Here is a 25,941-nt window from a genome sequence, read left to right as displayed (position 1 = left end):
AAGCCACTGTGCCGTATCAAAGAAGTTGCGGGTGCGCTTCAGCTCAGCGCTTCGGTCTGTCGGAACAATCAGGATATTGTAACGGTCCTGATTGTTGAACTCACGTTTGATCGAAACGCGCATGCCGAAATGGTTGGTATCATAATCTTCCGCTGCAAGGGTCTGCGGCAGGTCCGTCCAGCGCAGTTGCCCGGCAGCAAGGGTCAAAGCCTTGTCCAGTTGTTCGCGCATACGCTTGCCGTCATCTGTTGCGGGACTGGCAATCTTCATGCGCAGTGATGTGATCCGCCCGTCCGCTGCGCCCTTGATATCCAGAAAGAACGACGCGAAATCATTGCTGCCGTCGGTTGCCGCATGCATTTCTTCGGCAAGGCATTCATAGGTATTGATATCGAAAGGGCTGGCCTGCCAGCCCCCTTCGGCAATCACAAAACCGCTTTGCGCAAACACCTCACACAATGTCTGACCATTGATGCGAAATTCCCGAACGAAGGCGGATGGCAGGTCATTGAGGACAGGAAGCACCAGCCGCGCCGGAACGGGCGGACGTTGTGCAGCTTGCGGTCGGTCAGTTTTTGTCTCCGGCGTAGCCTCGACCACTGGCTTGGGGTGCAGCCAGTCTATGTGGAAATAGTCGAGCAGGGAGCGGAGATGTCGCTTGTCATTGGCAAGCAGCAGTGGCGTGCCGATGGCGGCACAGGCCAGTGCTATGGAAATCAGGATTGGAAGCGTCCGGCTTTTCCGTTTGAGAGGATGATTGTCCATCCGAACTGTTCCCGGCAACGCTTTAACTTATTCATCACCCTGACGTTCGGACATCGCCTTGCTTTCATCTTCCGCCACCGGAATGGCATAGGAGCCTTTAAGCCAGCGGGAAAGATCAAGAGAACGGCAGCGATCCGAACAGAAGGGATAATTATCCCGCGTGGACGGGTGCCCGCATTCCGGGCATGGCTGCGTTTTGCGAAGAGGGGTTACATTTCCAGTCGTGGTCATCCGTATCAGCCTTCCACCCAGCCGGACGCGACATCAAAGCCTTCTCCAGCCAGCAATGTTGCTGTTTCATAGAGCGGTAATCCCACCACATTGGTATAGGAACCGGTCAATTTTTGGACGAAACATCCAGCAATGCCCTGAATGCCGTAGGCACCGGCTTTGCCACGCCACTGCCCGGAGGCAATATAATTGTCGATTTCACTGCTGGACAGGCGTTTGAAACGAACTTTCGTTTCCGCAATCTTCTGGCGGACCTTGCCGCCGGGCGTTACCAGGCAAATGCCGGTATAGACCCAGTGGCTGCGACCGGACAGAAGATGCAGCGCCGCAGACGCTTCTTCGACATATTCCGCCTTGCCGACAATGCGCCGTCCAACGGCAACAACAGTGTCGGAGCCCAGCACATAGGCATCGCTCCAGCTCAGCTCACCCTTGATGGCAGCATAGGCAGCTTGCGCCTTCTGCAGGGAGAGGCGGCGGCACAGGGTTCTGGGATGCTCAAGACGCACCGGCGTTTCATCAATATCCATCGGCATCAAACGCGCAGGTTTGATTCCGATCTGGTTGAGAAGATCCAGCCGGCGCGGTGATCCGGACGCCAGTATCAGCTTTTGAGTGAGTGCCGTCATGAATGCCCCAGCCGCTTCTCGAGTGCCGTGCGCTTAAAAAAAGCGCTCAACCCTGTTTATCGACGCACCGTGTTGTCCGAACTCGCTTCATAATTCCGGAGCGATGCGCCAGCCCTATGGTCTTATTTGAAGCGGTACGTAATACGGCCCTTGGTCAGGTCGTAAGGGGTCATTTCCACCAGAACCTTGTCGCCTGCCAGAACGCGAATACGGTTCTTGCGCATGCGGCCAGCAGTGTGGGCAATGATTTCATGTTCGTTTTCCAGCTTCACGCGGAAGGTCGCGTTTGGCAGAAGTTCGGTGACGACACCCGGAAATTCGAGGACTTCTTCTTTTGTCATGTGGAGGTTTTCTTTCTGTTCTATCTATGCCGGACGGATAAGTCCGGGAAAATTGGGCGGAAACTACACAATCGCCACCCATTTGTGAACCTTGCAGTTCACGAAATCTGCAATTGTTTCAAACCGTCTCCGAGAAGGGTTTGCCGCGGGTTGGCAATCGCTCATTAATCATGCGTGTCAGGTAATCCCGCACGTCACGATATGCATCCAGAATCTGCTCGCGCGTGCCCGATATAACCGTCGGATCCATGGTTGGCCAGTAGACCACATCGAGCGAGTTGGAACGGGTCAGTTCAAGCGCGGAATGATGTGCTTCTGGTGTTAATGTAATGATGAGATCGAAAAAATCATCTTCGATTTCTTCCAGCGTGCGCGGCTTGTGTTTGCCAAGCGTCAGGCCAACCTCATCCAGCACCACATCCACGAAAGGATCGCGCTCACCAGAGCGCACACCGGCCGATTGAATATAAATGCCAGGCGCGATCAGTTGTTTGGCAATGACCTCGGCCATCGGCGAGCGGATGGAATTCATGCCACACATGAACAGGATGGCGCGCGGAGCCTTGGGTTCAGTGTGGGTGGCTGAAGGATCGATCATCACTCCGACCTAGCCCCGCCAGTAAAGAACACAGACAAGGGTGAACAGGCGGCGCGCCGTATCGAAATCGACTTTGATCTTGCCGGACAGGCGGTCCATCAGGGTTTGCGAACCGTCATTGTGAATGCCGCGACGCCCCATGTCGATAGCCTCGATCTGGCTCGGCGTGGCCGAACGGATCGCTTCATAATAGCTTTCGCAGATCATGAAATAGTCTTTGATGATCCGCCGGAACGGTGTCAGCGACAGGATATGGGTTGCCACATCCTTGTCGTCTTCGCTTTTTATGGAAAAAACCAGCTTGGCCTCAACCAGCGAAATATAAAGCCGGTAGGGGCCGCCGGTATGACCAAGCGGCTCAAAACTGTTTTCTTCAATCAGGTCAAAAATGGCAACGGCGCGTTCATGCTCGACATCCGGCGTGGAGCGACCAATGCTCTCATCCAGAATGACGTCGCAAAGCCTGAAAGCGTCTGTTGCCATTCATCACCCTTCTGGATTGAGCCGTATGGCCACCGACTTGGCATGCGCATCCAGCCCTTCTGAATGGGCAAGAGTGATGGCGGCCGGTGCCAATTGACGCAACTGCTCTGCACCAAGCCGCAGGATCGAGGTGCGCTTCACAAAGTCCAGAACCGAGAGACCGGACGAGAAACGGGCAGATCGTGCCGTTGGCAGAACGTGGTTGGATCCGCCGACATAATCACCGATCACCTCAGGCGTGTGGCGACCAACAAAGATCGCTCCGGCATTTCTGACCTTGCTGATCAGGGCATCCGGATCTTCCACGGCAAGTTCCAGATGTTCGGCCGCAATGCGGTTTGCCAGCGGAATGGAGGCTGCCAGGTCAGGCACGATGATGATGGCGCCAAAATCGGCCCAGCTTGCCGTTGCCGTTTCCGAACGGGACAACAGCTCCAACTGTCGCTCAACGGCCGCTTCCACCGCATGACCAAGTTCTGCATCATCGGTGATCAGAATGGACTGCGCGCCACGGTCATGTTCGGCCTGCGCCAGAAGGTCGGCGGCCAGCCAGTCCGGATTGTTGTCCTTATCGGCAATGACAAGCACTTCGGAAGGGCCTGCAATCATGTCGATACCGACCGTGCCGAAGACCTGTCGTTTTGCCGCGGCCACATAGGCATTACCCGGGCCGACAATCTTGGCAACCGGTGCAATGCTTTCCGTGCCGTAAGCCAGCGCCGCCACGGCCTGTGCGCCACCAATTCGGTAGATTTCTTCAACGCCAGCAATGTGGGCGGCGGCCAGAACAGCCGGATTGATGCTGCCGCCATTGGCCGGAACGACCATGACGATGCGCTCCACGCCAGCAACCTTGGCCGGAACGGCATTCATCAGCACCGAGCTTGGGTAACTTGCCGTACCGCCCGGCACATAAAGGCCAACGGCTTCAATGGCCGTCCAGCGGGAACCGAGACCAACGCCAATATCGTCTTCGTAGATATCATCCTTTGGCATCTGGCGGGCGTGATGTTTCTCGATACGCTTCGCAGCCAGTTTCAGCGCGTCGACAACCGCCGGATCAACCAGATCAACAGCGTCAGCAATTTCCTGCTTGCTGACGCGCATCGGAACCTTGGAAAAGTCCAGCCCGTCGAAGCGCAAGGAATAATCGGCAAGCGCCGCATCACCGCGTTTCCTGACATCATCAATGATGGCATGGACGGTTGCGTTCACATCTTCGGAAACTTCACGTTTGGTTGTCAGGAAATCCGCAAAAGTCTTTTCGAACGTTTCGGATGTCTGTTCCAGCCAGATTGCCACGTCTTGAACCCTCTCATGCCCCGCCACTTGCGCTGGCGGGGTATTGCATATCACACCGAGTGTATAGCGATTTCAGGGCTGCGGCATAGATCGAAACGGATGTTTTGTGCAACATCCGCCGAGTTAAATTTGTGTGCCTGTTATTCGTCGGCGTGTTGCGGCTTTGATGCGGTTTCCCAGGAGCCGCTGGCATCCGCCAACTGTGCCTCGATGCATTCCACATCAAGTGCAATTGCGCCGCCGCCGGAAAGCGTCAACTCGATCGTGCCGTCCGGACCATCGCCCTTTGCGGTGAAACGGATGGCAAGCAGCGAGTGAACCGCATCCTTGTTGTTACGGTCAATGTCGTGAGATCGAACGGCCTGAACACGCTTCAAAACCAGAACGGCGCGGCTGCGCTCGAAAGGCCGGCCTTTGGCCGAAGAGGTTTCCCAGACGAAGCGGTTGACGGAAACGGCAAACTGACCGCGCTTTGCGTCGTAGGATGCATCTGCCAGCTTGAAAACGCTGTCTTGCATATGGGTTGAAATAACGGCGAGATCTTCGCCATCCAGCGCCAGAAGTTTAAGGTCAGCCATCGTTCCATTCCTTGAGGCGGAGGCGGCATATGCCCGCCTGCACCAGTGTTCTGTGTGTCTTGTAAAGGAGATAGGAAATCAGGCGGCGTTGCGCAACTGCATGCGCAACGCAAGATCAACGTGAGATGACAACCAGGTCAGTCGCTGATGCGCTCAACCAGTGCGCCGCAACGGGTCAGTTTTTCTTCAAGGCGCTCAAAGCCGCGATCTAGGTGATAAACGCGTGACACAACCGTTTCGCCTTCTGCGGCCAGACCGGCAATAACGAGCGAAACCGATGCGCGAAGGTCCGTCGCCATGACCTGTGCACCGCGCAGGCGCTCTGTGCCTTCAATGCGCGCTGTCTGGCCAGACAATGTGATCTTGGCACCAAGCCGTGCCAGTTCCTGCACATGCATGAAGCGGTTTTCGAAAATGGTTTCGGTCACATGCGCCACGCCCTGTGAACGGGTCATCAGCGCCATGAACTGTGCCTGCAGGTCGGTTGGGAAACCGGGGAACGGTTCGGTGACGATATCCACCGGCTGAATGCCATTGCCGTTGCGCACCACACGCAGACCGCTTTCGGTTTCGGTAATCGTGGCACCCGAACGGCGAATGGTTTCAAGGGCCGTGTCCAGCAGGGCAGCGCTTGTGCCTTCCAGCACCACGTCACCACCGGTCATGGCCACAGCCATGGCGTAGGTGCCGGTTTCAATACGGTCTGGCAGCACGCGGTGGCGTGCGCCGGAAAGCGATGTCACGCCTTCAATGGTGATGGTGGATGTGCCCGCACCTTCGATCTTGGCGCCCATGGCGATGAGGCACTTGGCCAGATCAACAACCTCAGGCTCCTTGGCTGCGTTGTGAATAACCGTCGTGCCCTTGGCGAGCGTGGCTGCCATCAACATCACATGGGTTGCGCCAACCGATACCTTGGGGAAGGTGTAGCTGTTGCCAACCAGGCCGCCCTTTGGTGCAGTGGCAGTGATGTAACCGCCATCGATTTCCATCGTTGCGCCAAGCGCCTGCAGACCGTCGATGAACAGGTCAACCGGACGTGTGCCGATGGCGCAACCGCCTGGCAGCGAAACACGTGCTCTGCCTTCACGAGCAAGCAACGGGCCGATAACCCAGAAGCTGGCGCGCATCTTGGAAACCAGCTCGTAAGGAGCGGTGGTGTCAACAACGGTGCGGCACGTGAAGTGAACGGTACGCGAATAGGATTCGCCCTGGCTTTCGCGGCGACCATTGACGGAAATATCAACGCCGTGGTTGCCGAGAATGCGGATCAACTGCTCCACGTCGGCCAGATGCGGCACGTTCTCAAGTGTCAGGGTATCACTGGTAAGCAGCGAGGCGATCATTAACGGCAGGGCAGCATTCTTGGCACCCGAAATCGGAATAATGCCGTTAAGTTTGTTGCCGCCGGTTACTTTGATGCGATCCATACGTCCCTACGGGCTTTGCGCCCGCCTTTCTCGTGCCTTTGTGAAGGATTGGTGTCCTTAGACGAAATCCCGCAGCGTTGCAATTTTGGCTGTCAGATTTCTTGTCAGCACGATTCGTCCGTTTTTGCGGCAGGCAAACCGATTGTGTCATCTTCTTCGCCGGAACGTCGTGCCCGGGCCTGATGTTTGCGCCGTTGCAGGTTCTCGCGCAGCTTTTGTGCGGCGCGCGCGCGGCGCTGCTCCTCGCGTTCTTTCACCTGATCTTTGCGGTCGCCCTTTTTTGCAATTTTTTGCTCAAGTGGCTGTGCGGTGTCATCAGCGGAGGAGGAAATGGGCTCGAGCCCTTGTTTTGTGGTGTCTTCAGTCATGTTTCGACATTATCGGAAAAATCCTCAAATCCATAGAGCCGGTAATTTTTTGCACCGCTATGTGAATAACTATCAAATTGCTGCTTGCGCTTGGGAAAAACCTATGGCAATAGGCGCCACGCTTTAAGTGTCGAGACGAAGTCAGACACCGGATGCTGCTATAGCTCAGGGGTAGAGCACTCCCTTGGTAAGGGAGAGGCCGAGAGTTCAAATCTCTCTAGCAGCACCATTTACCTCATTAAAATAATTGATGATTTTCACAGTTAACCTGATAGGGGTTAATCGCGTCTATGCGTATGTCTTGGCGCAAGAAAAAGAATTTCTTCTCGCGCGAAAGGAATCTTCGAATCTGTTGGAAAGCCTTATTGGCCCGGCAGAATGCGCACGGAGTAAATATTGACCGGTAGTCCGTTGCCATCAATATCGCTGTTGATCAGCAAATGACCGGGCTGGTTTGGTACCAACGATCTCTCAAATGTCGCACGAAACAGCAGGTCAGCCTTTTCAGGCGTTGCCGTAAAGCGGTGGCGTGAGCAATCACCCAGGCTGGAGAAGTCGCAGCTGATGGCCACCTGTGTCTGACGGTCGGTCGAGGACTGCAAGGTGACGGCAATGGTCGAAGACTTGCCGGCAAGCTCCTGAAGCACGTTGACCGGCACTTCAATGCTGACATTGCCCTGCGCCGATGGTGTTTTGGAGGTAATGCGGCTTGCAACACCGGCGGCAGTCGCAATCTGCTCGACGCTGGCGGATGAACCGGCCGTCAAACCCTGTCCGCGCTTGTCTGCATGGTAGATTTCCACCCAGTCATCGGAAAAACCACGGCCCGGATCAAAAGCTGGGGTGGGGGCGTTGCCCTGGAAATCTTCTGATTCGACCTGCGCCGGCGGGTTTGGCACGCTGGTATCGCGCTCTGCATCGCTCAACAGCAGGCCTGACGAATATACCCACCATGCACCCATGCCGATAAAGGCGAGGGTGACCGAGGTAATCAGCAGGCGTGCAAAAAAGCCGCGTCTTTTTCTCGGGCGCGCAGCGCGTTCAGGCTTGAAAGCCAAAGAACCGGTTCCACTATCTGTGGCCGCCGTTGATGCACGCTGTGGTGCGGGTGCTGCCGGGTAGGCATCATGCATCGGCGCTTCAGCGCGCGGATAATGCCTGTCATGGTCATCAAGACTTGGCGCTGCGTCATACTCATCAGCAGGCGCTGCACGCATTTCCGGCTCAACCGATTCGGTGAAGCTGGGAGCCGTGCGCTGCGCGGAAACAGGTGGCGCGACGTCAGGGCTTTCCGGTGAGGGCGGCCTCGCCAGATGTGATTCGATCTTGTCGAGAAGTCGGTCGCGTTCCTGCGTTTCGATTTCGCGGATCAGGGTTTCGAGACGGTGGCGCTGCTGGGCAATAACCTCAGGGTCATTCATGCCCTGCTTACGCATGCCCGCTTCAAGAGCCTGGCGGGATGACTGGTAGATGCGCGCGCGCACCTCAGGATTTGCCCGGTCCGATTTCTCAAGCGCATTGCGAATTGCCGTTTCCAGTCCGCTCACTCAGGGCCCTTTTTTGACGTCTCAGTTGATTCTTGTGCAATCGCTATCGTCAGATTTTGGCAATCACAAGCTCTAAGCTAATCAAATGCATCATTGATCCCGGGAAAACAAGCACTCGGGCGGCTCGATGCTGTCTCAAAACAGTGAAGCTATCAATGATTTTGACTTGTGTGGCACGATCACTCTTATATTGTTGACGTGCGCGTAAACGTAATATGGAGGAAACGAATGCTGCCGCCCGTGCTGAAAGATAATTTGAGGCTGCCTGTTGTGGCATCTCCGCTCTTCATTATTTCGCACCCGCAATTGACACTGGCGCAATGCAAGGCTGGTGTCATCGGCGCGTTTCCCGCCTTGAATGCCCGGCCGGAAAGCCAGCTGGACGAATGGCTTGCCGAATTGACGGAGGAACTTGCTGCACATAATACCGCCAACCCGCAACGTCCGGCGGCACCATTTGCCGTCAACCAGATCGTGCACACCTCCAACAAGCGCCTGGAGCATGATCTCATGCTTTGCGTGAAATATAAGGTGCCGGTGGTGATTTCCTCACTCGGCGCGGTGCCGGAGGTCAACGCCGCCATTCATTCCTATGGCGGTATCGTGCTGCATGACATCATCAACAATCGCCATGCACAGTCCGCCATCCGCAAGGGGGCAGACGGCTTGATTGCGGTTGCATCAGGTGCGGGCGGCCATGCCGGCACATTGTCGCCCTTCGCGCTGGTGCAGGAAATTCGCAGCTGGTTTGATGGCCCGTTGCTGCTGGCTGGTGCCATTGCCACGGGCGGCGGCATTCTGGCAGCGCAAGCCATGGGCGCCGATATGGCCTATATCGGCACGCCGTTTATCGCGACAGATGAAGCCAGAGCCACGGATGCCTATAAACAGGCGCTGGTTGAGGCCCGCGCCGGAGACATCGTTTATTCTAGCTATTTTACCGGCATTCACGGAAACTACCTCAAATCATCCATCACCGCCGCAGGTCTTGATCCCGACAACCTGCCGCTTGCTGATCCCTCCAAGATGGATTTTGGTGCGGCAGTCACCGGCGCAAAGGCCTGGAAGGACATTTGGGGTGCCGGGCAAGGCGTGGGTTCCATCGATCATGTCGGCCCGGTGTCAGCTCTCGTCGATCGGCTGGAGGCAGAATATCGCCAGGCCCGCCAAGCTCTGGCGCTATGATGTCTTGTCGTCTTTGACGGCATTTTGGGCGAATAAACGCAGTGGGGATGTGCCGTCAGCTCTGGCGGCGGCGTACTCCCAGCTGGTGAATTTGACATTCTACAAATGGGGTCTGGGCATTGCTCAAATCGGCGGCGATTTGGCCATGGAAAATTGACCTGCGGTTATTTCAGCACTTGAAATCCACCGCCATTATCTGTATCAGCCCCGGCATGATGTTTATCCGTTCACGGATAACGAAAGTGCCGCTTTAGCTCAGTTGGTAGAGCACGTCATTCGTAATGACGGGGTCACGTGTTCGAGTCACGTAAGCGGCACCATTTCTTCCCGATGTAACGAATGAGTGGATGAGCAGCAACGTCGTTGCTACGTCACATTGGTCCGGAAAATTTTATAAAAATGTGGGGCTGAGCGAGGGTTTTGGCGCAGACAGCACAAGCTGTTGATATGAAGATGCTGCTGCGTGACTATGACATGTCGTGCAGAGTTCCATTGTGCACTTCGTAGATAATGTCGGTGCTTGCCTAAAAGGCAAGCACCGGAAGCCGGTTAAGGATCAACCTCTAAATGGCTTTGTATGAGTGTGTACGAACTTCGCCCTAGTGAAACCGTAGTGTTCAAGGCTTGATGCAATTGTGGCTTCGTCGCCAAAAGTACCATTTGTAGTCAACGCGACGCCAAGTCGTCGCACCGCAGTCCGAAGTTCAGTTAATTTTTCATTGTCGATAATTCTCATGTCGGCAGATGGCGAAGCTTCACTCTGAAATTTGTTAACAGGATGAACCAATATTGGAATTGATTGGCATGTCTGGTCGTAACCTCTTGCAAACCAAGAACGCGCACCGAGCAATTGGTTGCAGTGATCTTTTGAAATTAATCGACCGTCGTTTTTTACACCGCTCTTGCACTCGATTACTAGGAACGTTAGATCACCGATTGCCCAGAGATTGTCTGGTCCACCATCACGGTACTCTTTGTCAGGTCTTTGTGATCCAAAGCCGAGGAACGCTCCTAGGTCTCTGATTGCACTTTCGAATTGATCTGTTCGTTGTTCATCCCAAACCAAGTCCCCTGCGAGAGCATTTGTGAACAGTACAAGTCCATTCGTATCGATGAAGCGTGCCGATATATATGACGCTACTGCTTTCGCTTGGATTTCAGGTGCTTTAATCTTTACATGGCTAATACCGGCAAGTGGCTTAATGACATGTCGGTTGTCTGCAATGGCTGAGATAAGTAGCTCCTGCGCCCTCGCAGGATTCGCAGTATGGGTTACTTCTGCGAGTTGTTGTTTGAGATAGCCGCGTACTTTGTTGTCGCCTTGGGAGTTTATGGCTGCCTGCAATGCTGCTGCGGCGCTAGCTTGCTGTCCCATCGTTATGAAGTCAAATGCCTGCCGTTGCGCTACCACAGACTGTTCCACTCTGCTTGCACCGCCGTCTGGAGCTTTGGCAAGTCTTGCTCGTCCCGCCTGCCACCATTGCCGATCACCCGATATGCAGAGATCAAGAATGGGCTGCAATTTTTCTGCAGGTTGCCCTTTGATTTGCCTCGTTACCTCTCGGCCTATATCCATTTGAACGAGCGTAGCTGGTGTGAAAAGTGCTCTCGCGTCAGATTGATTGATTTTTTGCGTGAGCCGCGGCCCTAACAGCAAAACGGCACATCGATCCTCCGCCGATCGCACACCGCGTCCCATGCCCTGCTCCAATTTTTGGATTTGGCGAAGCAAGTGCGCCTGTGTTCCTTCCAAAAGGCCAGCCTCAACTCGACCCGTGAGACCTTGCACTTCAGGTAGACCATCAATTATCAAAAGGCGACATGCTTCCTCGGGCAGATCAACTCCGTCGTAGCGATTTACGAGGACGGTTATACCAACATGCTCGCCACTCTTAAGACGATCCACACCCGCAGATATGTTCGAAGACATCAGCACCTGACTAGCAACGTCTTTCCAGAAATGAGATCGTCTTTCTGAAGGCACAATCACGACAACATTTCTTGTTTTTGCCACTTCGACCGCTATGGACTTGACATCACTGTCAGTAATGTCTGGGTTTACCTCTTGAGGAGCAATAATCATGCGGTCGCCAATCTCCCCGGCACCCTTTGGCTTTATCGGATCCGAGATTGCAGCGACATCCGCCTGTAGTTGCGTAACGAGGACGCCGTCGTCTGCTAAAGTTGCAGTCATGTATATGCGACGTTTCGCATTTGAAAAGCTAGCGATCGCGTCGACCGGAAGGCAGCGAGGGGAAATTTCCAGGCCGCTTCCGCCAAAAACGCATTGGCAGAATGGAATGACGTTTTTCAACAGCGGCCAGCTGAATGTTAAAGCTTCGGTATTACGATGTTTATGAAGTATGGAAATTACCTGTTCGCGTTTATCATACCATGACCAAAAAGGGGTAAGAATGAGAGCATTTGGATCTTCGCCCTTCACTTCGATTAAGCCCAATTCTGATTGAAGCCTCAAATCTTCTTCAAATAGCGCGAATAAGGCGTGGTATGCCGGATGCGCTGTTGGTAGTCGCATCATGAACTGATCTGCAATTACTGAAAGGCAAGCGTGCGCATCATCGATAACGACAGTACCTATAGTTATCCGTGTTTCGCCCACACCAAAAAGCGACTTTCCGTTGAAAAGCTTGTGAACATTCACGACTAAAATGGCATCGCCAGACAGATAGGCTGCACTGTTAATGTCGTCTGTTGCCTTAATCCCCAAGTCTTCTGCCTCTTGTAAGACCTGGCCAGCGAGATAATTATCTGGTGCAACATAAAGAGCCGGTCCCACTTGCTCATTAAGAGAGCTTTGAAGTGCAAGAAGGCCGATCAACATTTTGCCGGAACCAGTATTCATTTTGATCGTATTGTCAGAGCGTTGACGAAGACCGAACCACTTATCCAAAACCTCGCCCTGATTAGCGGATGGAAATTTGAAGCGTGGGTGCCTGACGAGAGTCGTAAATATCTTTTGTGGATCAATTACGGCCTCTCCGGTTCCATCGCCCCACCCGACAAAGCACCAAAATCCAGCATATCGCACTCCTTGCATACGTAAGTTAATGCAACTATGCATAAGCATGATCGATTAATAAAGGAATTACGAGACTTCTGGATTCCGCAAGTCATAAGAGCGGCTCAACAGCGCATTGTCCGCTGTCCCGCGGTCAATCCTGGAGCATGAAACACGAGTATGTGAAAAACATCCTGTCTAGCATGTCAGCATAGCAAATAGTAATGGCAAGCCGTGGACCTATGACGGTTTCAGCACGAATTGGGACAAGCTCAAGAAGAAGCTGGAGGTCGCAAGCATAATCCAGCCTGGCTTAACGCTCAAAGGCCTTCGCCACACTGTAGGAACGATCCTCGCTGAAATGGGCAGAGATAATGCCACCATTGCATTGGTTCTCGGCCACACCACGGAAGCGATGGCAAAACACTATTCCCGGTGCGCTGATCGATCCAAGCAGGCACAGAGTGTTGCGGTGGATTTTGAGGCGGAAGTGAACAAACGAAAAACCAAGGTTGTCAAACTCTGATCAAAAGTTTGCCAAACTCACGTTGAAGCGAAAGCGGAACAAGATGTAAAAGCATAACAATATCAAGGAAAAGAAGTGGTGCCCGAACGCGGATTTGAACCACGGACACGCGGATTTTCAATCCGCTGCTCTACCAACTGAGCTATTCGGGCACTTTACCTCGTCTGAGGTTGACCCTTTCAGGTCATCGAGAGTTTTGCTCTCCCGAAAGTGAGCGGGGTTATAACATCTTGTTCGGCCATGTCCAGCGCCTGAAAGCATTTTTTTTGAGGAATTTCACCGCTAAATGAAATGGCGGCCCGAAAGCCGCCAGAAATCACGCTAGATCGCTGAAAATATGGAGTTTTATGATTTCAGTCTTCTGCGCTGTGTGAACGCCGCGTGTTCATGTTCTTGCGCACATACCATGTTGCGCCGATCACCATCAGCGCCAGCGCGTACCAGGTTATCGCGTAGGAGAGGTGGCTGTTGGGGAATTTGATCTGCGTCAGTCCACCAATCGGCAGGCCACCCACATTGGGGCTGGCATCGGCATCGATGTAGAATGGCGCCGTGTCCGTCAGGCCGCTCGCTGTGGCGATCTCCTCGATATTGCGCGAATACCAGCGGCCATTGGCGGGATCATTCTTGCGCAGGAAAAGCCCGCCATGTTCCGGCGCCCGCATCAGCCCGACAATCGTCACAGGGCCGGCTATCTGCCCCTGCTGGCGCGTTTCCGCCAGACGCTTGTCCGTCGGCACGAAACCACGGTTGATGATCACTGTAGAGCCATCTGCGAGGCGCAGCGGCGTCAGGATCCAGTAACCCGGGCCATAATCGGTCACGGTGTAAACCGGAGCTTCCTTGTCGTACATGAATTCGCCCGACACCTGCACGTGACGATATTCGTACTCCTCCGGTGTCATCGCTGCCCAGTCGCTGCGGGGGGCAAGTGCAACCGGGTCGGCATGCACGCGGGCATCGATACGCTGGATAAGGTCCAGCTTCCAGCCGAGCCGTTGAACCTGCCAGGTACCAAGGGCCAGCAGCGCAGCGATAAGGAAGGCTGACAGCGTGTAAAGAATGATGACCGCAAGGCGCGACGGGCCAGCGGATTTTGTCGTCGATGGGGGAAGGGGAGAGGATGTGGTCATTGGCGTACTTTCTGCCCTGTTCCGGATCTCTGGCGATTGCCCGGTGCCGGAAAGAAAAACGCCGTGCATTCGGGTGAATGCACGGCGCTCACTTTGCCCTGAATGATCAGGGCAAGTTTCGCATTTGCTCGATTGTCATGGTCGGCATCATGTTCTTGTTCATGTTGTACATGACCCAGAGCGAACCGATCAGGGTAATCATCACCACAACAACGGTGAAGATCAGTGCCATGAAGGTCCAGCCGCCTTCGGACTTGGTGTTCATGTGCAGGAAGTATATCATGTGAACAAAGATCTGCACCACGCCGAGGCCCATGATGAGCAGCACGGTGAAGGTCTTGTTATCAAGAACGTCGCCCATCACCAGCCAGAACGGAACAGCTGTCAGAAGAACCGACAGGATGAAGCCGATCATGTAGGACTTGAAGCTGCCGTGATCTGCGCCATCGTGATGATCGTGGTCATGATCATCGTGGTGTGCATGTGTTTCGGAACCCATCACAGAACTCCCATCAGATATACGAAGGAAAATACGCCGATCCAGACAACGTCAAGGAAGTGCCAGAACATGGAAAGGCACATCAGACGACGCTTGTTGGCCGGGATAAGGCCATGCTTGCCAACCTGGAACATCAGGGTAACCAGCCAGATGATGCCAAAGGTCACGTGCAGACCGTGCGTGCCGACCAGCGCAAAGAACGCCGAGAGGAACGCCGAACGCTGTGGTGTCGCGCCTTCATGGATCAGGTGGTAGAACTCGTAAAGTTCAACACACAGGAAGGCGAGGCCGAACACGCCTGTTATGCCGAGCCAGATCAGCGTCGTCTTGATCTTCTTCTTTTCCGATTCCAGCATGGCAAAGCCATAGGTGATCGAGGAAAGAAGCAGGAACGCCGTGTTGATGGCAACCAGCTTGAGATCGAACAGGTCTGCACCGGAAGGACCGGCCGCATAACTGCGGCCGAGCACGGCATAGGTGGCAAACAGAGTTGCGAAGATGAGGCAGTCGCTCATCAGGTAGAGCCAGAAACCCAGCGATGTGCCGTTTTCCGGGTGGTGGTCTTCCTTCAGGTAAAAGACCGGCGCTTCGCCTGTATCGGCGGTTGGTGCGTGTGTCTGGGCCATTCTGTTACGCCTGTTCTGCGAGCAGCTTGGTGCGCTCCGCTTCTACTTTGGTCACGTCCGAAGCCGGAATGTAGTAGTCGCGATTGTAGTTGAAGGTATGAGCGATGGAGACGCCGATGATGGCAAGCAACGACAGCGCAGCCAGCCACCAGATATGCCACACCAGAGCAAAGCCAAGTGCAATGCTGATGGCGCTGAGAATGACACCCGTACCGGTGTTCTTCGGCATGTGGATAGGGATGAACCCTTCCAGTGGACGTTCTGCACCGCGCTTCTTCATGTCGGCCCAGGCATCGACTTCATGCACGACAGGCGTGAAGGCGAAGTTATAGGCAGGCGGCGGAGAAGACGTGGACCATTCCAGCGTACGACCGTTGAAGGGGTCGCCGGTGAGGTCACGAAGCTGCTCGCGCTTGAAGAAGCTGACGACGAGCTGGATCAGGAAGCAGGCAATGCCGAGTGCGATAAGGAACGCACCAAACGCGGCAATGATGAACCAGATCTGCAGCGACGTGTCTTCGAACTGGCTGAGACGGCGGGTTACACCCATCAGGCCAAGTACGTAGAGTGGCATGAAGGCGAAGTAGAAACCGACGAACCAGAACCAGAAGGACAATTTACCCCAGAATGGATCAAGACGGTAACCGAATGCCTTCGGGAACCAGTAGACGATGCCGGCGAGAACGCCGAACAGCACGCCGCCGATGATCACGTTATGGAAGTGGGCGATCAGGAACAGCGAGTTGTGCAGCACGAAGTCTGCTGGAGGAACGGCGAGAAGAACGCCGGTCATGCCACCGATGACGAAGGTGATCATGAAGCCGATGGTCCACAGCATGGGGACATCGAAATTGATGCGGCCCTTGTACATGGTGAACAGCCAGTTGAAGATCTTCGCACCCGTCGGGATGGAGATGATCATCGTGGTGATACCAAAGAAGGCGTTCACGCTGGCACCGGATCCCATGGTGAAGAAGTGGTGCAGCCAAACGATGTAGGCCAGAATGGTGATAACCACCGATGCGTAAACCATCGATGTGTAACCGAACAGACGCTTGCGCGAGAAGGTCGATACGATTTCCGAGAAAACACCGAAGGCAGGCAGGATCAGGATGTAAACTTCAGGGTGGCCCCAGATCCAGATGAGGTTGACATACATCATCGGGTTGCCGCCGAGATCGTTGGTGAAGAAGTTCGTACCAACGTAACGGTCAAGCGTCAGCAGGGCGATGGTTCCGGTCAGGATCGGGAACGAGGCCACGATCAGGATGTTGGAACACAGCGATGTCCAGACGAAAATCGGCAGGCGCATCATGGTCATGCCAGGTGCGCGCATCTTGATGATGGTGACGATCAGGTTGATACCTGACAGGGTGGTACCCACACCGGCGATCTGTAGACCCCAGATGTAATAATCCACACCAACGCTTGGACTGCCTTCGATGCCGGAAAGCGGCGGATAGGCCAGCCAGCCTGTCTGTGCATATTCGCCGATGAACAACGAGATCATGGTGATGATGGCACCGGCCGTCGTCATCCAGAACGAGAAGTTGTTGAGGAACGGGAAGGAAACGTCACGCGCACCGATTTGCAAGGGAATGACGAAGTTCATCAGACCGGTGATCATCGGCATTGCCACGAACAGGATCATGATCACGCCATGGGCGGTGAAGATCTGGTCATAGTGGTGCGGGTTGAGATAACCTTCGGATCCGCCCGAAGCGATAGCCTGCTGGACTCGCATCATGATGGCATCGGCAAAGCCGCGCAGCAGCATCACGAGGGCCAGAATGATGTACATGATACCGATCTTCTTGTGATCGATACTGGTAAACCATTCTTTCCACAGGTAGCCCCAAAGTCGGAAGTAGGTGAGAAGGCCGAGAAGTGCTGCGCCACCGAGGGCAACAGCTGCGAAAGTTACAACGAGAATTGGCTCGTGGAGCGGGATGGACTCCCACGTCAGCTTCCCGAAAAGGAAGGACGTTTGATCGGAATTGACGACCATTTTAGCCTCTTGCGATTCAAAACAAATATCGGCGCGGGGTCTCCGCGCCGTAGAAAGTCAGTGATGCCTGTCAGCCAGCGGCCGGTTTGCTTTCCGGCAGGGCGGCCTTGATGTCTGGCAGTGCAGCAGGAACGAATGTCTGGCCTTCGATGGCGGCTGGCATGGACTGCGAACCGGATGCCACGCCGTAAGGCGAAAGCGGGGTGCAGATCACGGAGTTCAGCGCCTTGGCGATGTCGATGCCTTCCTTGCCGCCGCCGCCATTGGCGTCGATGTGCATCATGTCGCGCATGCAGAGCTTGTTTGGCTCCACGCAACGATTGAGGATGGCGTCATAGAGTTCAGGGTCGACATTGGCGAAGTATTCGACAGGATTACGCTCGCTCGGCTTGGCGAATTCGAGGTATTCCATGCGGCCGAAGCCCTTGCCGCCGTCCTTGACCTTGGCAACCCACTGTTCGAAGCCTTCATTGCTGAGGCCGTGGAACTTGAAGCGCATGTGCGAGAAGCCGGGGCCGGAGAAGTTCGCCGAGAAGCCGTCATAAACGCCTTCCTTGTTGATGACGGCGTGCAGCTTGGTCTGCATGCCGCCCATGGCGTAAATCTGGCCAGCCAGTGCAGGCACGTAGAACGAGTTCATCGCCGTGGTGCCGGTAATCTTGAAGTTGATTGGAACATCAACCGGAGCGGCAAATTCATTGACGCTGCCAATGCCCAGTTCCGGGTAGAAGAACAGCCACTTCCAGTCCATGGCCACAACCTCGACCGTCAGGGTCTTGGTTTCGGCAGTCACTGGACGGTCCGCATCAATGCGGTCGATCGGACGGTAAGGATCCAGACGGTGGGTTGCAATCCACGTCACGGTACCCAACATGAGAATGATCGCAACGGGAGCAGACCAGATCACCATTTCAAGGCGCGTGGAGTGATGCCACTCTGGATCGTAATCTTCTGCCTTCGCCGATTCACGGTATTTCCATGCAAAGAACAGGGTCAATGCAAGTACCGGAACGATGATGAGCAGCATCAGCACGGTTGAGGTGATGATGAGATCACGTTGCTGGATGGCAATGTCCCCGGAAGGATTCATAACCACGAGATCGCAGCCGCTGAGAAGCAGCAACGACGAGAGTGCCATGAAGGCAAAAGAGATTTTCTTGATCGTGCGCACGTTCTTAAAACTCGTACTGTTTCAATTGTACCGCGAATAGTTGGCAAACGTCATTATTGTAATGAGGTATTTTGTCGCGGTGCAGCGGGATCGCCGCAGCGCAACAGCAGCGGCATGCGTGGGTGCATTATCTCATACAAGGCCCTTGGGGCAAGCCTTTCCTGCAATCTTCATTTGACGGGTGCGCGTACACTGTGTGACAATCCGCCGCAGGTAACGCAACGGAAGAGGAGCCAGAGCGTTACCGGACATGGTTCGCCACACGCAGGAGGAATAAAATGAGTTATATCAATAGTCCGCAGACCTATCCTGATGCACCTGCGACAGTCGATCCGGACCGCATTACCATCGCGGTCATTCTGGCGAGAATGACGGAGTTTTTCGACTTCTTCGTCTACGCCATCGCATCGGCACTGGTTTTCCCTTACGTCTTCTTTTCCTACGCAGACCCGCTGACCGCAACTCTTTATTCCTTCGCCGTTTTCTCGCTGGCCTTTATCGCCCGCCCCATCGGCTCCATGATCTCGCTGCAGATTGACAGAAAGTTCGGACGCGCAGCCAAACTCACCGTCGCATTGTTCACCCTCTGTGGGTCCACCATGGCGATCAGTTTCCTGCCATCCTTCGCAGATGCGGGAATGCTCGCCCCCCTGTTGCTTGCGGTTTTCCGCATTGGTCAGGGTCTTGGCCTCGGTGGCGCATGGGATGGCTTGACCTCGCTTCTCGCCATGAATGCACCTGCAAAACAGCGTGGCTGGTACGCCATGATGCCGCAGATCGGTGCTGCCATGGGTTTTGGTCTGGCAAGCGCCTTCTTCATCGTGTTCTTCACGCAGCTGTCGCATGCTGAATTCCTGGCGTGGGGCTGGCGTTTCCCGTTCTTCGTGGCACTAGCGCTGAATGTTCTGGCACTGTTTGCCCGCCTTCGCATGATCGTCACACCGGAATTTCAGGCCATGGTGCAAAGCCATGAGTTGGAACCAAAGCCGGTTTTCGAAATGCTGCGGTCGCAGTCACGCATCGTTCTGACCGGTGCCTTCGTTCCGCTGGCAAGTTTTGCGCTCTTCCATCTGGTCACCGTGTTCCCGCTCAGCTGGGTAACACTCAATACCGATCAGAAGATTTCGGACTTCCTGTTCGTGCAGTTCGTCAGCGCCATTATCTGTGGTGGCATGATCGTCGTATCGGGCGTGCTGGCGGACAAGTTTGGCCGTCGCAAGCTGCTCGGCGCTGCAGCCATCATGATTGCGCTGTTCAGCCTCATCACGCCGCTGCTGCTCAGCTCGGGTGATATCGGTCGTTATCTGTTCGTGCTGATCGGTTTCTCGCTGCTCGGTCTGTCCTTCGGCCAGGCAAGTGGTGCGCTGGCCTCTCGTTTCAGCCGTGAATATCGCTACACCGGTGCATCTCTCACCTCGGATATTTCCTGGCTGATTGGTGCCGGTTTTGCACCTCTGGTCGCTCTGGGCTTCTCGTCAGAATTTGGTCTCATCGCGGCCGGACTTTATTTGCTGTCCGGCGCAGTCGCGACGCTTATTGCCCTTGCATTCAGCACGACGCTTGATGCGACCTGATTGATTTTTAGCAACAAACTAACCTGAGTAACCTTGAAGCCGTGAAATTCGTAAAGGATTTCACGGCTTTTCGTATTTTTATTGCGCGGGCGTTAATTAATCTTGATTTCTGAAATCAACATAGATATGTAAGTCATGCTGACATAAATTGGCGCGGTGTTCGTGTCGACAGCACAGTTTGGCGCAGGTCATGAAATACGTTTCGACCATAAAATCGATGAAAGCGGCGATTGCCGGCACCACAGTGCCAGCCAATACGCGCACGTCGATTATCCGCGCCGCGAAACGCCGATAACAGAAATCTGAAAAGGAGCAGTCAGGTCACCTGCGGCTCCGCCTGCGGGTGAAAAAGGTGACGCCTCGCTGCGCAAATGCGCCGGAACGGGAGAGACCGATGAGCGTGAATGAACCTGATTATGGCCTTTATGACATCACTGCTGAGAAGAGCAGCTGCGGCGTAGGCTTTATTACGCGCAAAGACGGTTTGCAGACCCATGACGTGCTCAAGCGTGGCCATGAAGCGCTCTGCGCAGTGCCGCATCGCGGTGGCATGTCGGCAGAAGGCGTTGGTGATGGTGCCGGTATCTCGGTGGATCTGTCCCTGTCTTTTTTTCGTCAACTGACCGGCTCTGTCGAACTGGAAGCCGGTCGGTTTGGTGTCGGTAACTTCTTCCTGCCGCAAAACGCCGCCTTCCATGATGAGGCGATCGAGATCATCGAAAAGGCGCTGGAAGAACAGGGTTTCTCCGTGCTTCTGGTGCGTGATGTACCGGTCGATAACAGCGCCATCCGTGACGCTGCCGTTCGTTACCAGCTGCCCATTCGCCAATGGGTGTTTTCGGCCCATGCCGGCTGCCGCGATCGTGGCGAGTTTGACTGGCGCATCCACAAGGCCCTGCTGGCCATCGAAGCGATTGCCTACACACAGCCCGAACTCACAGGTTTTTATCCGCTGTCGCTCAGCGCACGTACGCAGGTTTTCAAAGGCCGCCTCAATTCGACTGAGGTAATGCCTTACTTCTGCGATCTGGTGGACCCGCGCCATGAAGTGCACACCATGTACTTCCACACCCGTTTTTCCACCAACACCGATCCGCATCCGTCGATGGCGCAGCCTTTCCGCCTGATGGCGCATAATGGCGAACTCAACACCGACAAGAAGAACCGCCTGTCGGAAGCAGCGGTCGCCTTGGCACGCAATGCCAGCATCATCCGTCCAAAAGGCCAGTCGGATAGCTGCCGTCTCGACCAGACGCTGCAGGCGCGTGTCATGGAAGACGGGCTTGATCTGGTAACGGCCGTCGTCTCGATGATGCCGCCCGCCTGGGAAAACGATGAAACACTGTCGCCGCAGGTGCGCGCGATGTTTGAGTATTTCTCGCTGTACGAAGAAAAGAACGATGGCCCTGCTGCGCTGATCTTTGGCGATGGCACCATTGTTGGCGCTCGCCTCGATCGTCTAGGCTTGCGTCCGCTGCGTACCGTTGAAACGGATGAGTATCTCTGCGTGATGTCGGAAGCAGGCCAGATTGCCTTCCCGCCAGAAAGCGTCATTCATCGTGGCCGTATCGAAGCTGGCGGCATGCTCTATTTCGATCAGGCCGAGCGCCGTGCATGGTCGACCATCGACGCGCTGGAAATGCTGGCATCGCGCCGCGATTATCCAACGCTGCTGCGCGAAGCCCGTGTCACGCTGGAAGAACTGCCGGAGGTTCCCGCAGAAAAGCAGGGTTCGCCACTGCGTTACAATGGTGATCTGGAACGCCACCAGCGTTATGTCGCCTATTCGCACAATCAGGAAAGCTTCAAGTTCCTGATGGACCCGATGCTGGCCACCGGCGCTGAAAAGATTTCCGCCATGGGTTATGGCAACGCCATCAATGCGTTGTCGGATCAGGAAGGCGGCGTGGCGAAGTATTTCTCGCAGCGTTTCGCGCAGGTCACCAACCCGCCGCTCGACAGTATCCGTGAAGCCGACGGCATGACGCTGCGCGTCGCGCTGGGTGCCAAGCCGAATATCGGCGCAAAGGCAGCCCGCCAGATCGTCGTGCGCTCGCCGATCCTGACCCATCTCGACATGCTGAAAATCCGTGAGCAGACGGAAACGCCGGTTCGTCGGTTTGAGATGCTCTATACCCCCGTTTACAACGATCCGAAGGCCAACGAGGCGGCGTTGCAGGCGGGCATCGATAGCGTTTGCAACAAAGTCGCAGCATTCGCCGCCGAAGAAGGTGGTATTGCCGTCATCACTGATCGCCACGTTGCCACTGATCGCGCTGCACTGCCGATGATCGTCGTGATCTCGGCCCTGAACCAGAAGCTGATCGAGGAAGGTCTGCGCCTGCGCGTGTCGCTGATTGCCGAAAGTGGTCAGTTCTCCTCGTCGCATCACATTGCAGCGGCTCTCGGCTTTGGTGCATCCGGCGTTTATCCGCTCGGTGTGCAGTTCCGCGCCGAAGAAAAGTTTGGTGCAGATGCCGACAAGGCCTTTAAGCGTTTTGCCAAGGCTGCCGAAAAGTCTTTGATGAAGACCATGGGCAAGGTTGGGCTTTGCACGGCTGAAAGCTATATCGGCGGTGAATTCTTTGAACCAAACTTCCTCGACACCAGCGATCCGGTGCTGAAGAAGTATTTCCCCAACGTCAAGACGCCGGTAGGTGGTGTCAACTTTGCCGTTATCGCGCAGGCCGTTGCCGACTGGCACCGCAAGGCGCTGACCGTCAAGGGCGAGACCGACATTCCACTGCTGGGCCTGTTCAAGGAACGCGCTGAAGGTGCCGGCCATTCCTATGGCACCACGGCTGTGCGTGGTTTCGTTGACATGACCGAGGAAAAGATCGCTTTCGACAAGGACGCCGAAAACGGTGTCGGCGAAAACGAGGACATGTTGCGCCTGCTGCCGCTCAACCGGCTGGAAGATGCCTTTGGCCTCAACGATTCTGCCTATTACCACAACAGCTTCGACCGCCTGACACCTGAGGCAATCGATAAGTTCCAGATCACACCGGGTTATCGTGCCTTCACCCGCATGATGAGCGAAGAACGCATGCGCCGCCCGTCTGCGTTGCGCGATGTGCTAGACCTGCCGGCTGACGTTACTTTTGCCAATTCTCCAGCAGAATTCCGCAAGGAAATGGGTCGTTTTTCCCGCAAGGGCAATAACAGCTTCATGGTGCGCGGTCTGACCGTTGAGAGCGTTGGCGACGAAGAGTTTCGTCTGCGCCTGACAGGTCCGTCCGGCGGTGACCTGACACGGCTTGCAGCCCTTGGCCAATCGCTGGTCATCCGTTTCGGGCAGGATATTGTCGGTCATTGGCTGGAAGGCGGCGCTTTGGCTGTCCAGGTCAAGGGGCAGGCACTGGATTACCTGTCTCTGATCCACACTGCCCCTGCCAGCATCCCGCTTGAGGAAGTTCAAAAGGCAAGTGACATCACCAGACTTCTGGCCTCCGGCGCCATGAGCCATGGCGCGCTTGTTGCCGCCGCGCATGAAGCGGTGGCGCATGGCACCAACATGGTTGGCGGCATGTCCAACTCCGGCGAAGGTGGCGAACATATTTCGCGGTACGGCACCATCCGTGCCTCGCGTATCAAGCAGTTTGCGTCTGGTCGTTTTGGCGTCTGGGCAGGTTATCTTGCTGACCCGATGCTGGAAGAGATCGAGATCAAGATCGGTCAGGGCGCAAAGCCGGGCGAGGGCGGTCAGCTGCCTTCACCAAAGGTCACGGTGGATATCGCCGCAGCCCGTGGCGGCACACCGGGCGTTGAATTGGTTTCACCACCACCGCACCACGACACCTATTCCATTGAGGACCTGGCGCAGCTGATCCACGATGCCAAGGCGGCGCGTGTTCGGGTTATCGTCAAGCTCGTATCGTCGGAAGGCATCGGCACCATTGCGGTTGGCGTGGCAAAGGCCGGCGCAGATGTCATCAACGTTGCCGGCAACACCGGAGGCACGGGTGCCGCTGCCGTCACCAGCCTGAAATACACCGGCCGTTCGGCAGAAATCGGCATTGCCGAAGTGCATCAGGCACTGTGCGCCAATGGTCTGCGTGCCAAGGTTCTGCTGCGTTGCTCCGGCGCGCACCAGACAGCAAGTGACGTCGTCAAGTCTGCCCTTTTGGGTGGCGACAGCTTCGAATTCGGCACCACGGCGCTGATGATGCTGAAATGCGTCATGGCCAAGAACTGCAACATCAAGTGCCCGGCAGGCCTCACCACCAACCAGGAAGTGTTCAATGGTGACCCGCGCGCTCTGGCGCAGTATCTGATGAACATTGCCCACGAAACACGCGAGATATTGGCGGCCCTTGGCATGCAGTCTCTGGCGCAGGCACGCGGGCGTTCCGATCTTCTTCACCTTCTCGACCATCCGTCCAGCGTTGGCCAGCTTGACCTCCGGGCAATGTTGACCGTTGTCGAGGAGGTGAAGATCGCCAATCCGGTTTACATGGAAAAGGACTTTGCGCTGGATGATGCCTTCATCGAACTGGTGCGTTCGGCACTGGTCGATGGCAAGCGTGACAGCATCGAGCTTGGTGGCAACCGGTTCCTCAACAACTGCAACAAGAGCGTTGGCGGTCAGCTTGCGGTCGATATTGAACGCATTCTGAACCATGAACTGAGCGATGAGCAGGTGGCGACACTTCCGGCCGTCCGTCAGGACGAGCGTGGTCGTCGCTTCCTGGAGCCTGGTGCCGTGCGTATCGCCACATCAGGGTCTGCCGGCCAGTCCTTCGGTGCCTTCTGCAATGACGGCATGGTCATGGTTCACACCGGCACCTGCAATGATGGCGTTGGCAAAAGCGCCTGCGGTGGCACCATTGTCGTGCGTTCGCCAGGTGGCGGTTCGGCCGAGGCCGGTGGCAATGTTCTGGTCGGTAACTTTGCGCTGTTTGGCGCAACGGGCGGACGGACCTTTGTTGAAGGGCAGGCGGGTGACCGTTTTGCGGTGCGCAACTCCGGTGCGACAGCGGTTGTTGAAGGTGTCGGCGACTTTGCCTGCGAATACATGACCAATGGTGCGGTCCTCAACCTCGGCAGCTTCGGCAAGGGTTTCGGCAATGGCATGAGCGGCGGTTTCGTTTACCAGTACGACCCCTATGGCGATCTGCCAAAGAAGGTCAGCCACGATTCCATTCTTCTGGGATCGATCACTGGTGATGATGAGCAGGCCGCAATCCACAATCAGGCCGTGCATCAGTTGCTGACATGGCATGTTGCCGAAACTGGTTCTGCCAAGGCCGCATGGCTTCTGGAAAACTGGGAAAGCGAGCAGCATAACTTCGTTTACGGCATGCCGCGCGCCCTCTTGCTCTATCAGGACAGCGACGAAATCCTGAAAGCCAAGCCACGCAAGGAATTGCTGGAGGAACTGGCAACGGCGCTTGCCGCCCATCAGGTTCGCAAGTTCAAGTTGGCCTACCGTGACAAGCGCGCAGTGCTGAATGGCACCGTGCCGGGTTATGGCGAAACCGACACAGAAGACATGTATGCGCTGCTGAACAACTACACGGTGCTGAGCATGGCGCAGGCCATTGCCATGCAGCGTGTTCCAATGGCACGTGGCCCGTCGGATCCGGCGATTGAAAAGGCGGTGCGCAACCTCATCCTCACGGAAGATTTTGCGCTGATGCAACGTTTGCTGAAATATGCCCGTGAAGCCTTGGCATCGCATACGGATGAACAGCTTGCGGTGATGATTGCAGCCAAGCGGTTGGATGACTACAGGCAGGCGCTTTCCAAGCGCAACATCCTGTCGATGGACAGCCCCGGCACCTATGGCTGGATCATTCAGCAGAACGCCAGAAACATCGAAAAGATCGGACGCCTGCCGGGCTTCGAGGAACTGTTCGCGGCCAATGCGCTGCCGGACCTTGCCGTCGCATCCAGACAGAACTGACCCGTTAGATTGAACTGAGTGAG

At 55.4% G+C, this 25,941-nt stretch carries 21 protein-coding genes and 3 tRNA genes; 6 read left to right on the top strand and 18 right to left on the bottom strand.

Features of this window, described 5'->3' with window-relative positions:
- The 10 genes from RT613_RS17050 to RT613_RS17005 form a co-directional block, all read right to left on the bottom strand.
- Nucleotides 1–765: DUF6030 family protein (locus RT613_RS17050; RefSeq protein ID WP_313617227.1), on the bottom strand; the 765-nt coding region annotated here is incomplete at its 3' end.
- Nucleotides 766–792: 27 nt separating this feature from the next.
- Nucleotides 793–996, bottom strand: coding sequence for a DNA gyrase inhibitor YacG (yacG, locus tag RT613_RS17045; protein WP_313617225.1), 204 nt, complete (start codon nt 994–996; stop codon nt 793–795).
- A 5-nt stretch (nt 997–1,001) separates the two neighbouring features.
- Nucleotides 1,002–1,625, bottom strand: a complete 624-nt coding sequence (locus tag RT613_RS17040; RefSeq protein ID WP_313617223.1) for a Maf-like protein — start codon at nt 1,623–1,625, stop codon at nt 1,002–1,004.
- Between the two features lie 122 nt (nt 1,626–1,747).
- On the bottom strand, nt 1,748–1,966 hold the full coding sequence (gene infA, locus RT613_RS17035) for a translation initiation factor IF-1 (RefSeq protein ID WP_027673809.1): 219 nt from the start codon (nt 1,964–1,966) through the stop codon (nt 1,748–1,750).
- A 118-nt stretch (nt 1,967–2,084) separates the two neighbouring features.
- Nucleotides 2,085–2,564 (bottom strand): low molecular weight phosphatase family protein, encoded by a 480-nt coding sequence (locus RT613_RS17030; protein WP_313617222.1) that lies wholly within the window; start codon nt 2,562–2,564, stop codon nt 2,085–2,087.
- 9 nt (nt 2,565–2,573) lie between these two features.
- Nucleotides 2,574–3,047: a UPF0262 family protein gene (locus RT613_RS17025; protein WP_313617220.1), complete on the bottom strand. Its 474-nt coding sequence runs from the start codon at nt 3,045–3,047 to the stop codon at nt 2,574–2,576.
- A 3-nt stretch (nt 3,048–3,050) separates the two neighbouring features.
- Nucleotides 3,051–4,349 carry a histidinol dehydrogenase gene (gene hisD / locus RT613_RS17020; RefSeq protein ID WP_313617218.1) on the bottom strand — a complete coding sequence of 433 codons (1,299 nt, stop codon included), beginning with the start codon at nt 4,347–4,349 and terminating at the stop codon, nt 3,051–3,053.
- A 140-nt stretch (nt 4,350–4,489) separates the two neighbouring features.
- Nucleotides 4,490–4,927: a DUF2948 family protein gene (locus tag RT613_RS17015; RefSeq protein ID WP_313617216.1), complete on the bottom strand. Its 438-nt coding sequence runs from the start codon at nt 4,925–4,927 to the stop codon at nt 4,490–4,492.
- Between the two features lie 137 nt (nt 4,928–5,064).
- Nucleotides 5,065–6,357 (bottom strand): UDP-N-acetylglucosamine 1-carboxyvinyltransferase, encoded by a 1,293-nt coding sequence (murA, locus tag RT613_RS17010; RefSeq protein WP_313617215.1) that lies wholly within the window; start codon nt 6,355–6,357, stop codon nt 5,065–5,067.
- Nucleotides 6,358–6,461: 104 nt separating this feature from the next.
- On the bottom strand, nt 6,462–6,725 hold the full coding sequence (locus RT613_RS17005) for a hypothetical protein (protein ID WP_313617213.1): 264 nt from the start codon (nt 6,723–6,725) through the stop codon (nt 6,462–6,464).
- Between the two features lie 154 nt (nt 6,726–6,879).
- Here RT613_RS17005 and RT613_RS17000 point away from each other — a divergent pair.
- Nucleotides 6,880–6,954: transfer RNA gene (locus RT613_RS17000), tRNA-Thr, on the top strand.
- Nucleotides 6,955–7,087: 133 nt separating this feature from the next.
- Here the strand turns inward: RT613_RS17000 and RT613_RS16995 are convergent.
- Nucleotides 7,088–8,272: a hypothetical protein gene (locus tag RT613_RS16995; RefSeq protein ID WP_313617211.1), complete on the bottom strand. Its 1,185-nt coding sequence runs from the start codon at nt 8,270–8,272 to the stop codon at nt 7,088–7,090.
- A 228-nt stretch (nt 8,273–8,500) separates the two neighbouring features.
- Between RT613_RS16995 and RT613_RS16990 the strand changes: the two genes are divergently transcribed.
- Together RT613_RS16990 and RT613_RS16985 are read left to right on the top strand one after the other, a co-directional pair.
- Complete coding sequence (locus RT613_RS16990; protein WP_313617209.1) at nt 8,501–9,457, top strand: nitronate monooxygenase family protein; 957 nt, start codon at nt 8,501–8,503, stop codon at nt 9,455–9,457.
- Between the two features lie 244 nt (nt 9,458–9,701).
- A tRNA-Thr gene (locus RT613_RS16985) sits at nt 9,702–9,777 on the top strand.
- Between the two features lie 236 nt (nt 9,778–10,013).
- On the opposite strand, the gene RT613_RS16980 is transcribed toward RT613_RS16985, so the two are convergent.
- Nucleotides 10,014–12,515 carry a helicase C-terminal domain-containing protein gene (locus RT613_RS16980; RefSeq protein ID WP_409558842.1) on the bottom strand — a complete coding sequence of 834 codons (2,502 nt, stop codon included), beginning with the start codon at nt 12,513–12,515 and terminating at the stop codon, nt 10,014–10,016.
- Nucleotides 12,516–12,687: 172 nt separating this feature from the next.
- Here RT613_RS16980 and RT613_RS16975 point away from each other — a divergent pair, with 172 nt between their 5' ends.
- Nucleotides 12,688–13,002, top strand: a complete 315-nt coding sequence (locus tag RT613_RS16975; RefSeq protein ID WP_313617243.1) for a tyrosine-type recombinase/integrase — start codon at nt 12,688–12,690, stop codon at nt 13,000–13,002.
- 76 nt (nt 13,003–13,078) lie between these two features.
- Here RT613_RS16975 and RT613_RS16970 read toward each other — a convergent pair.
- The 6 genes from RT613_RS16970 to cyoA form a co-directional block, all read right to left on the bottom strand.
- Nucleotides 13,079–13,154, bottom strand: a tRNA-Phe gene (locus RT613_RS16970).
- A gap of 201 nt (nt 13,155–13,355) precedes the next feature.
- A complete protein-coding gene (locus RT613_RS16965; RefSeq protein ID WP_313617205.1) occupies nt 13,356–14,135 on the bottom strand; it encodes an SURF1 family protein in 780 nt (259 codons plus the stop codon).
- Nucleotides 14,136–14,241: 106 nt separating this feature from the next.
- On the bottom strand, nt 14,242–14,634 hold the full coding sequence (cyoD, locus tag RT613_RS16960) for a cytochrome o ubiquinol oxidase subunit IV (protein WP_313617203.1): 393 nt from the start codon (nt 14,632–14,634) through the stop codon (nt 14,242–14,244).
- Nucleotides 14,634–15,260 (bottom strand): cytochrome o ubiquinol oxidase subunit III, encoded by a 627-nt coding sequence (gene cyoC / locus RT613_RS16955; protein WP_313617201.1) that lies wholly within the window; start codon nt 15,258–15,260, stop codon nt 14,634–14,636. The genes cyoD and cyoC overlap by 1 nt, the downstream gene beginning before the upstream one ends.
- A 4-nt stretch (nt 15,261–15,264) precedes the next feature.
- A complete protein-coding gene (gene cyoB, locus RT613_RS16950) occupies nt 15,265–17,268 on the bottom strand; it encodes a cytochrome o ubiquinol oxidase subunit I (RefSeq protein WP_313617199.1) in 2,004 nt (667 codons plus the stop codon).
- A 70-nt stretch (nt 17,269–17,338) separates the two neighbouring features.
- Complete coding sequence (gene cyoA / locus RT613_RS16945) at nt 17,339–18,406, bottom strand: ubiquinol oxidase subunit II (RefSeq protein WP_313617241.1); 1,068 nt, start codon at nt 18,404–18,406, stop codon at nt 17,339–17,341.
- Nucleotides 18,407–18,717: 311 nt separating this feature from the next.
- On the opposite strand from cyoA, the gene RT613_RS16940 reads away from it, so the two are divergent.
- The gene (locus RT613_RS16940; protein ID WP_313617197.1) at nt 18,718–20,013 is read left to right on the top strand and encodes an MFS transporter; all 1,296 of its coding nucleotides are present in this window, start codon (nt 18,718–18,720) and stop codon (nt 20,011–20,013) included.
- A gap of 394 nt (nt 20,014–20,407) precedes the next feature.
- Nucleotides 20,408–25,918 carry a glutamate synthase-related protein gene (locus tag RT613_RS16935; protein ID WP_313617195.1) on the top strand — a complete coding sequence of 1,837 codons (5,511 nt, stop codon included), beginning with the start codon at nt 20,408–20,410 and terminating at the stop codon, nt 25,916–25,918.
- The last annotated feature ends 23 nt before the right edge of the window (nt 25,919–25,941 follow it).

The organism is Agrobacterium sp., assembly GCF_032092815.1.
Taxonomy (GTDB): Bacteria; Pseudomonadota; Alphaproteobacteria; order Rhizobiales; family Rhizobiaceae; genus Agrobacterium.
Note: the sequence above shows the minus strand (reverse complement) of the source record. Positions and strands in the feature narration are given on the sequence as shown.

Excerpts from the sequence above, each read along its gene's own strand:
- RT613_RS17025 (WP_313617220.1), bottom strand. The coding sequence starts at position 3,047 with ATGGCAACAGACGCTTTCAGGCTTTGCGACGTCATTCTGGATGAGAGC.
- infA (WP_027673809.1), bottom strand. The coding sequence starts at position 1,966 with ATGACAAAAGAAGAAGTCCTCGAATTTCCGGGTGTCGTCACCGAACTT.
- RT613_RS16940 (WP_313617197.1), top strand. The coding sequence starts at position 18,718 with ATGAGTTATATCAATAGTCCGCAGACCTATCCTGATGCACCTGCGACA.
- RT613_RS17030 (WP_313617222.1), bottom strand. The coding sequence starts at position 2,564 with ATGATCGATCCTTCAGCCACCCACACTGAACCCAAGGCTCCGCGCGCC.
- RT613_RS17040 (WP_313617223.1), bottom strand. The coding sequence starts at position 1,625 with ATGACGGCACTCACTCAAAAGCTGATACTGGCGTCCGGATCACCGCGC.
- cyoB (WP_313617199.1), bottom strand. The coding sequence starts at position 17,268 with ATGGTCGTCAATTCCGATCAAACGTCCTTCCTTTTCGGGAAGCTGACG.
- yacG (WP_313617225.1), bottom strand. The coding sequence starts at position 996 with ATGACCACGACTGGAAATGTAACCCCTCTTCGCAAAACGCAGCCATGC.
- murA (WP_313617215.1), bottom strand. The coding sequence starts at position 6,357 with ATGGATCGCATCAAAGTAACCGGCGGCAACAAACTTAACGGCATTATT.
- RT613_RS16990 (WP_313617209.1), top strand. The coding sequence starts at position 8,501 with ATGCTGCCGCCCGTGCTGAAAGATAATTTGAGGCTGCCTGTTGTGGCA.
- RT613_RS16965 (WP_313617205.1), bottom strand. The coding sequence starts at position 14,135 with ATGACCACATCCTCTCCCCTTCCCCCATCGACGACAAAATCCGCTGGC.
- RT613_RS16935 (WP_313617195.1), top strand. The coding sequence starts at position 20,408 with ATGAGCGTGAATGAACCTGATTATGGCCTTTATGACATCACTGCTGAG.
- cyoD (WP_313617203.1), bottom strand. The coding sequence starts at position 14,634 with ATGGGTTCCGAAACACATGCACACCACGATGATCATGACCACGATCAT.
- RT613_RS16980 (WP_409558842.1), bottom strand. The coding sequence starts at position 12,515 with ATGCAAGGAGTGCGATATGCTGGATTTTGGTGCTTTGTCGGGTGGGGC.
- cyoA (WP_313617241.1), bottom strand. The coding sequence starts at position 18,406 with ATGGCACTCTCGTCGTTGCTGCTTCTCAGCGGCTGCGATCTCGTGGTT.
- RT613_RS17015 (WP_313617216.1), bottom strand. The coding sequence starts at position 4,927 with ATGGCTGACCTTAAACTTCTGGCGCTGGATGGCGAAGATCTCGCCGTT.
- RT613_RS17005 (WP_313617213.1), bottom strand. The coding sequence starts at position 6,725 with ATGACTGAAGACACCACAAAACAAGGGCTCGAGCCCATTTCCTCCTCC.
- cyoC (WP_313617201.1), bottom strand. The coding sequence starts at position 15,260 with ATGGCCCAGACACACGCACCAACCGCCGATACAGGCGAAGCGCCGGTC.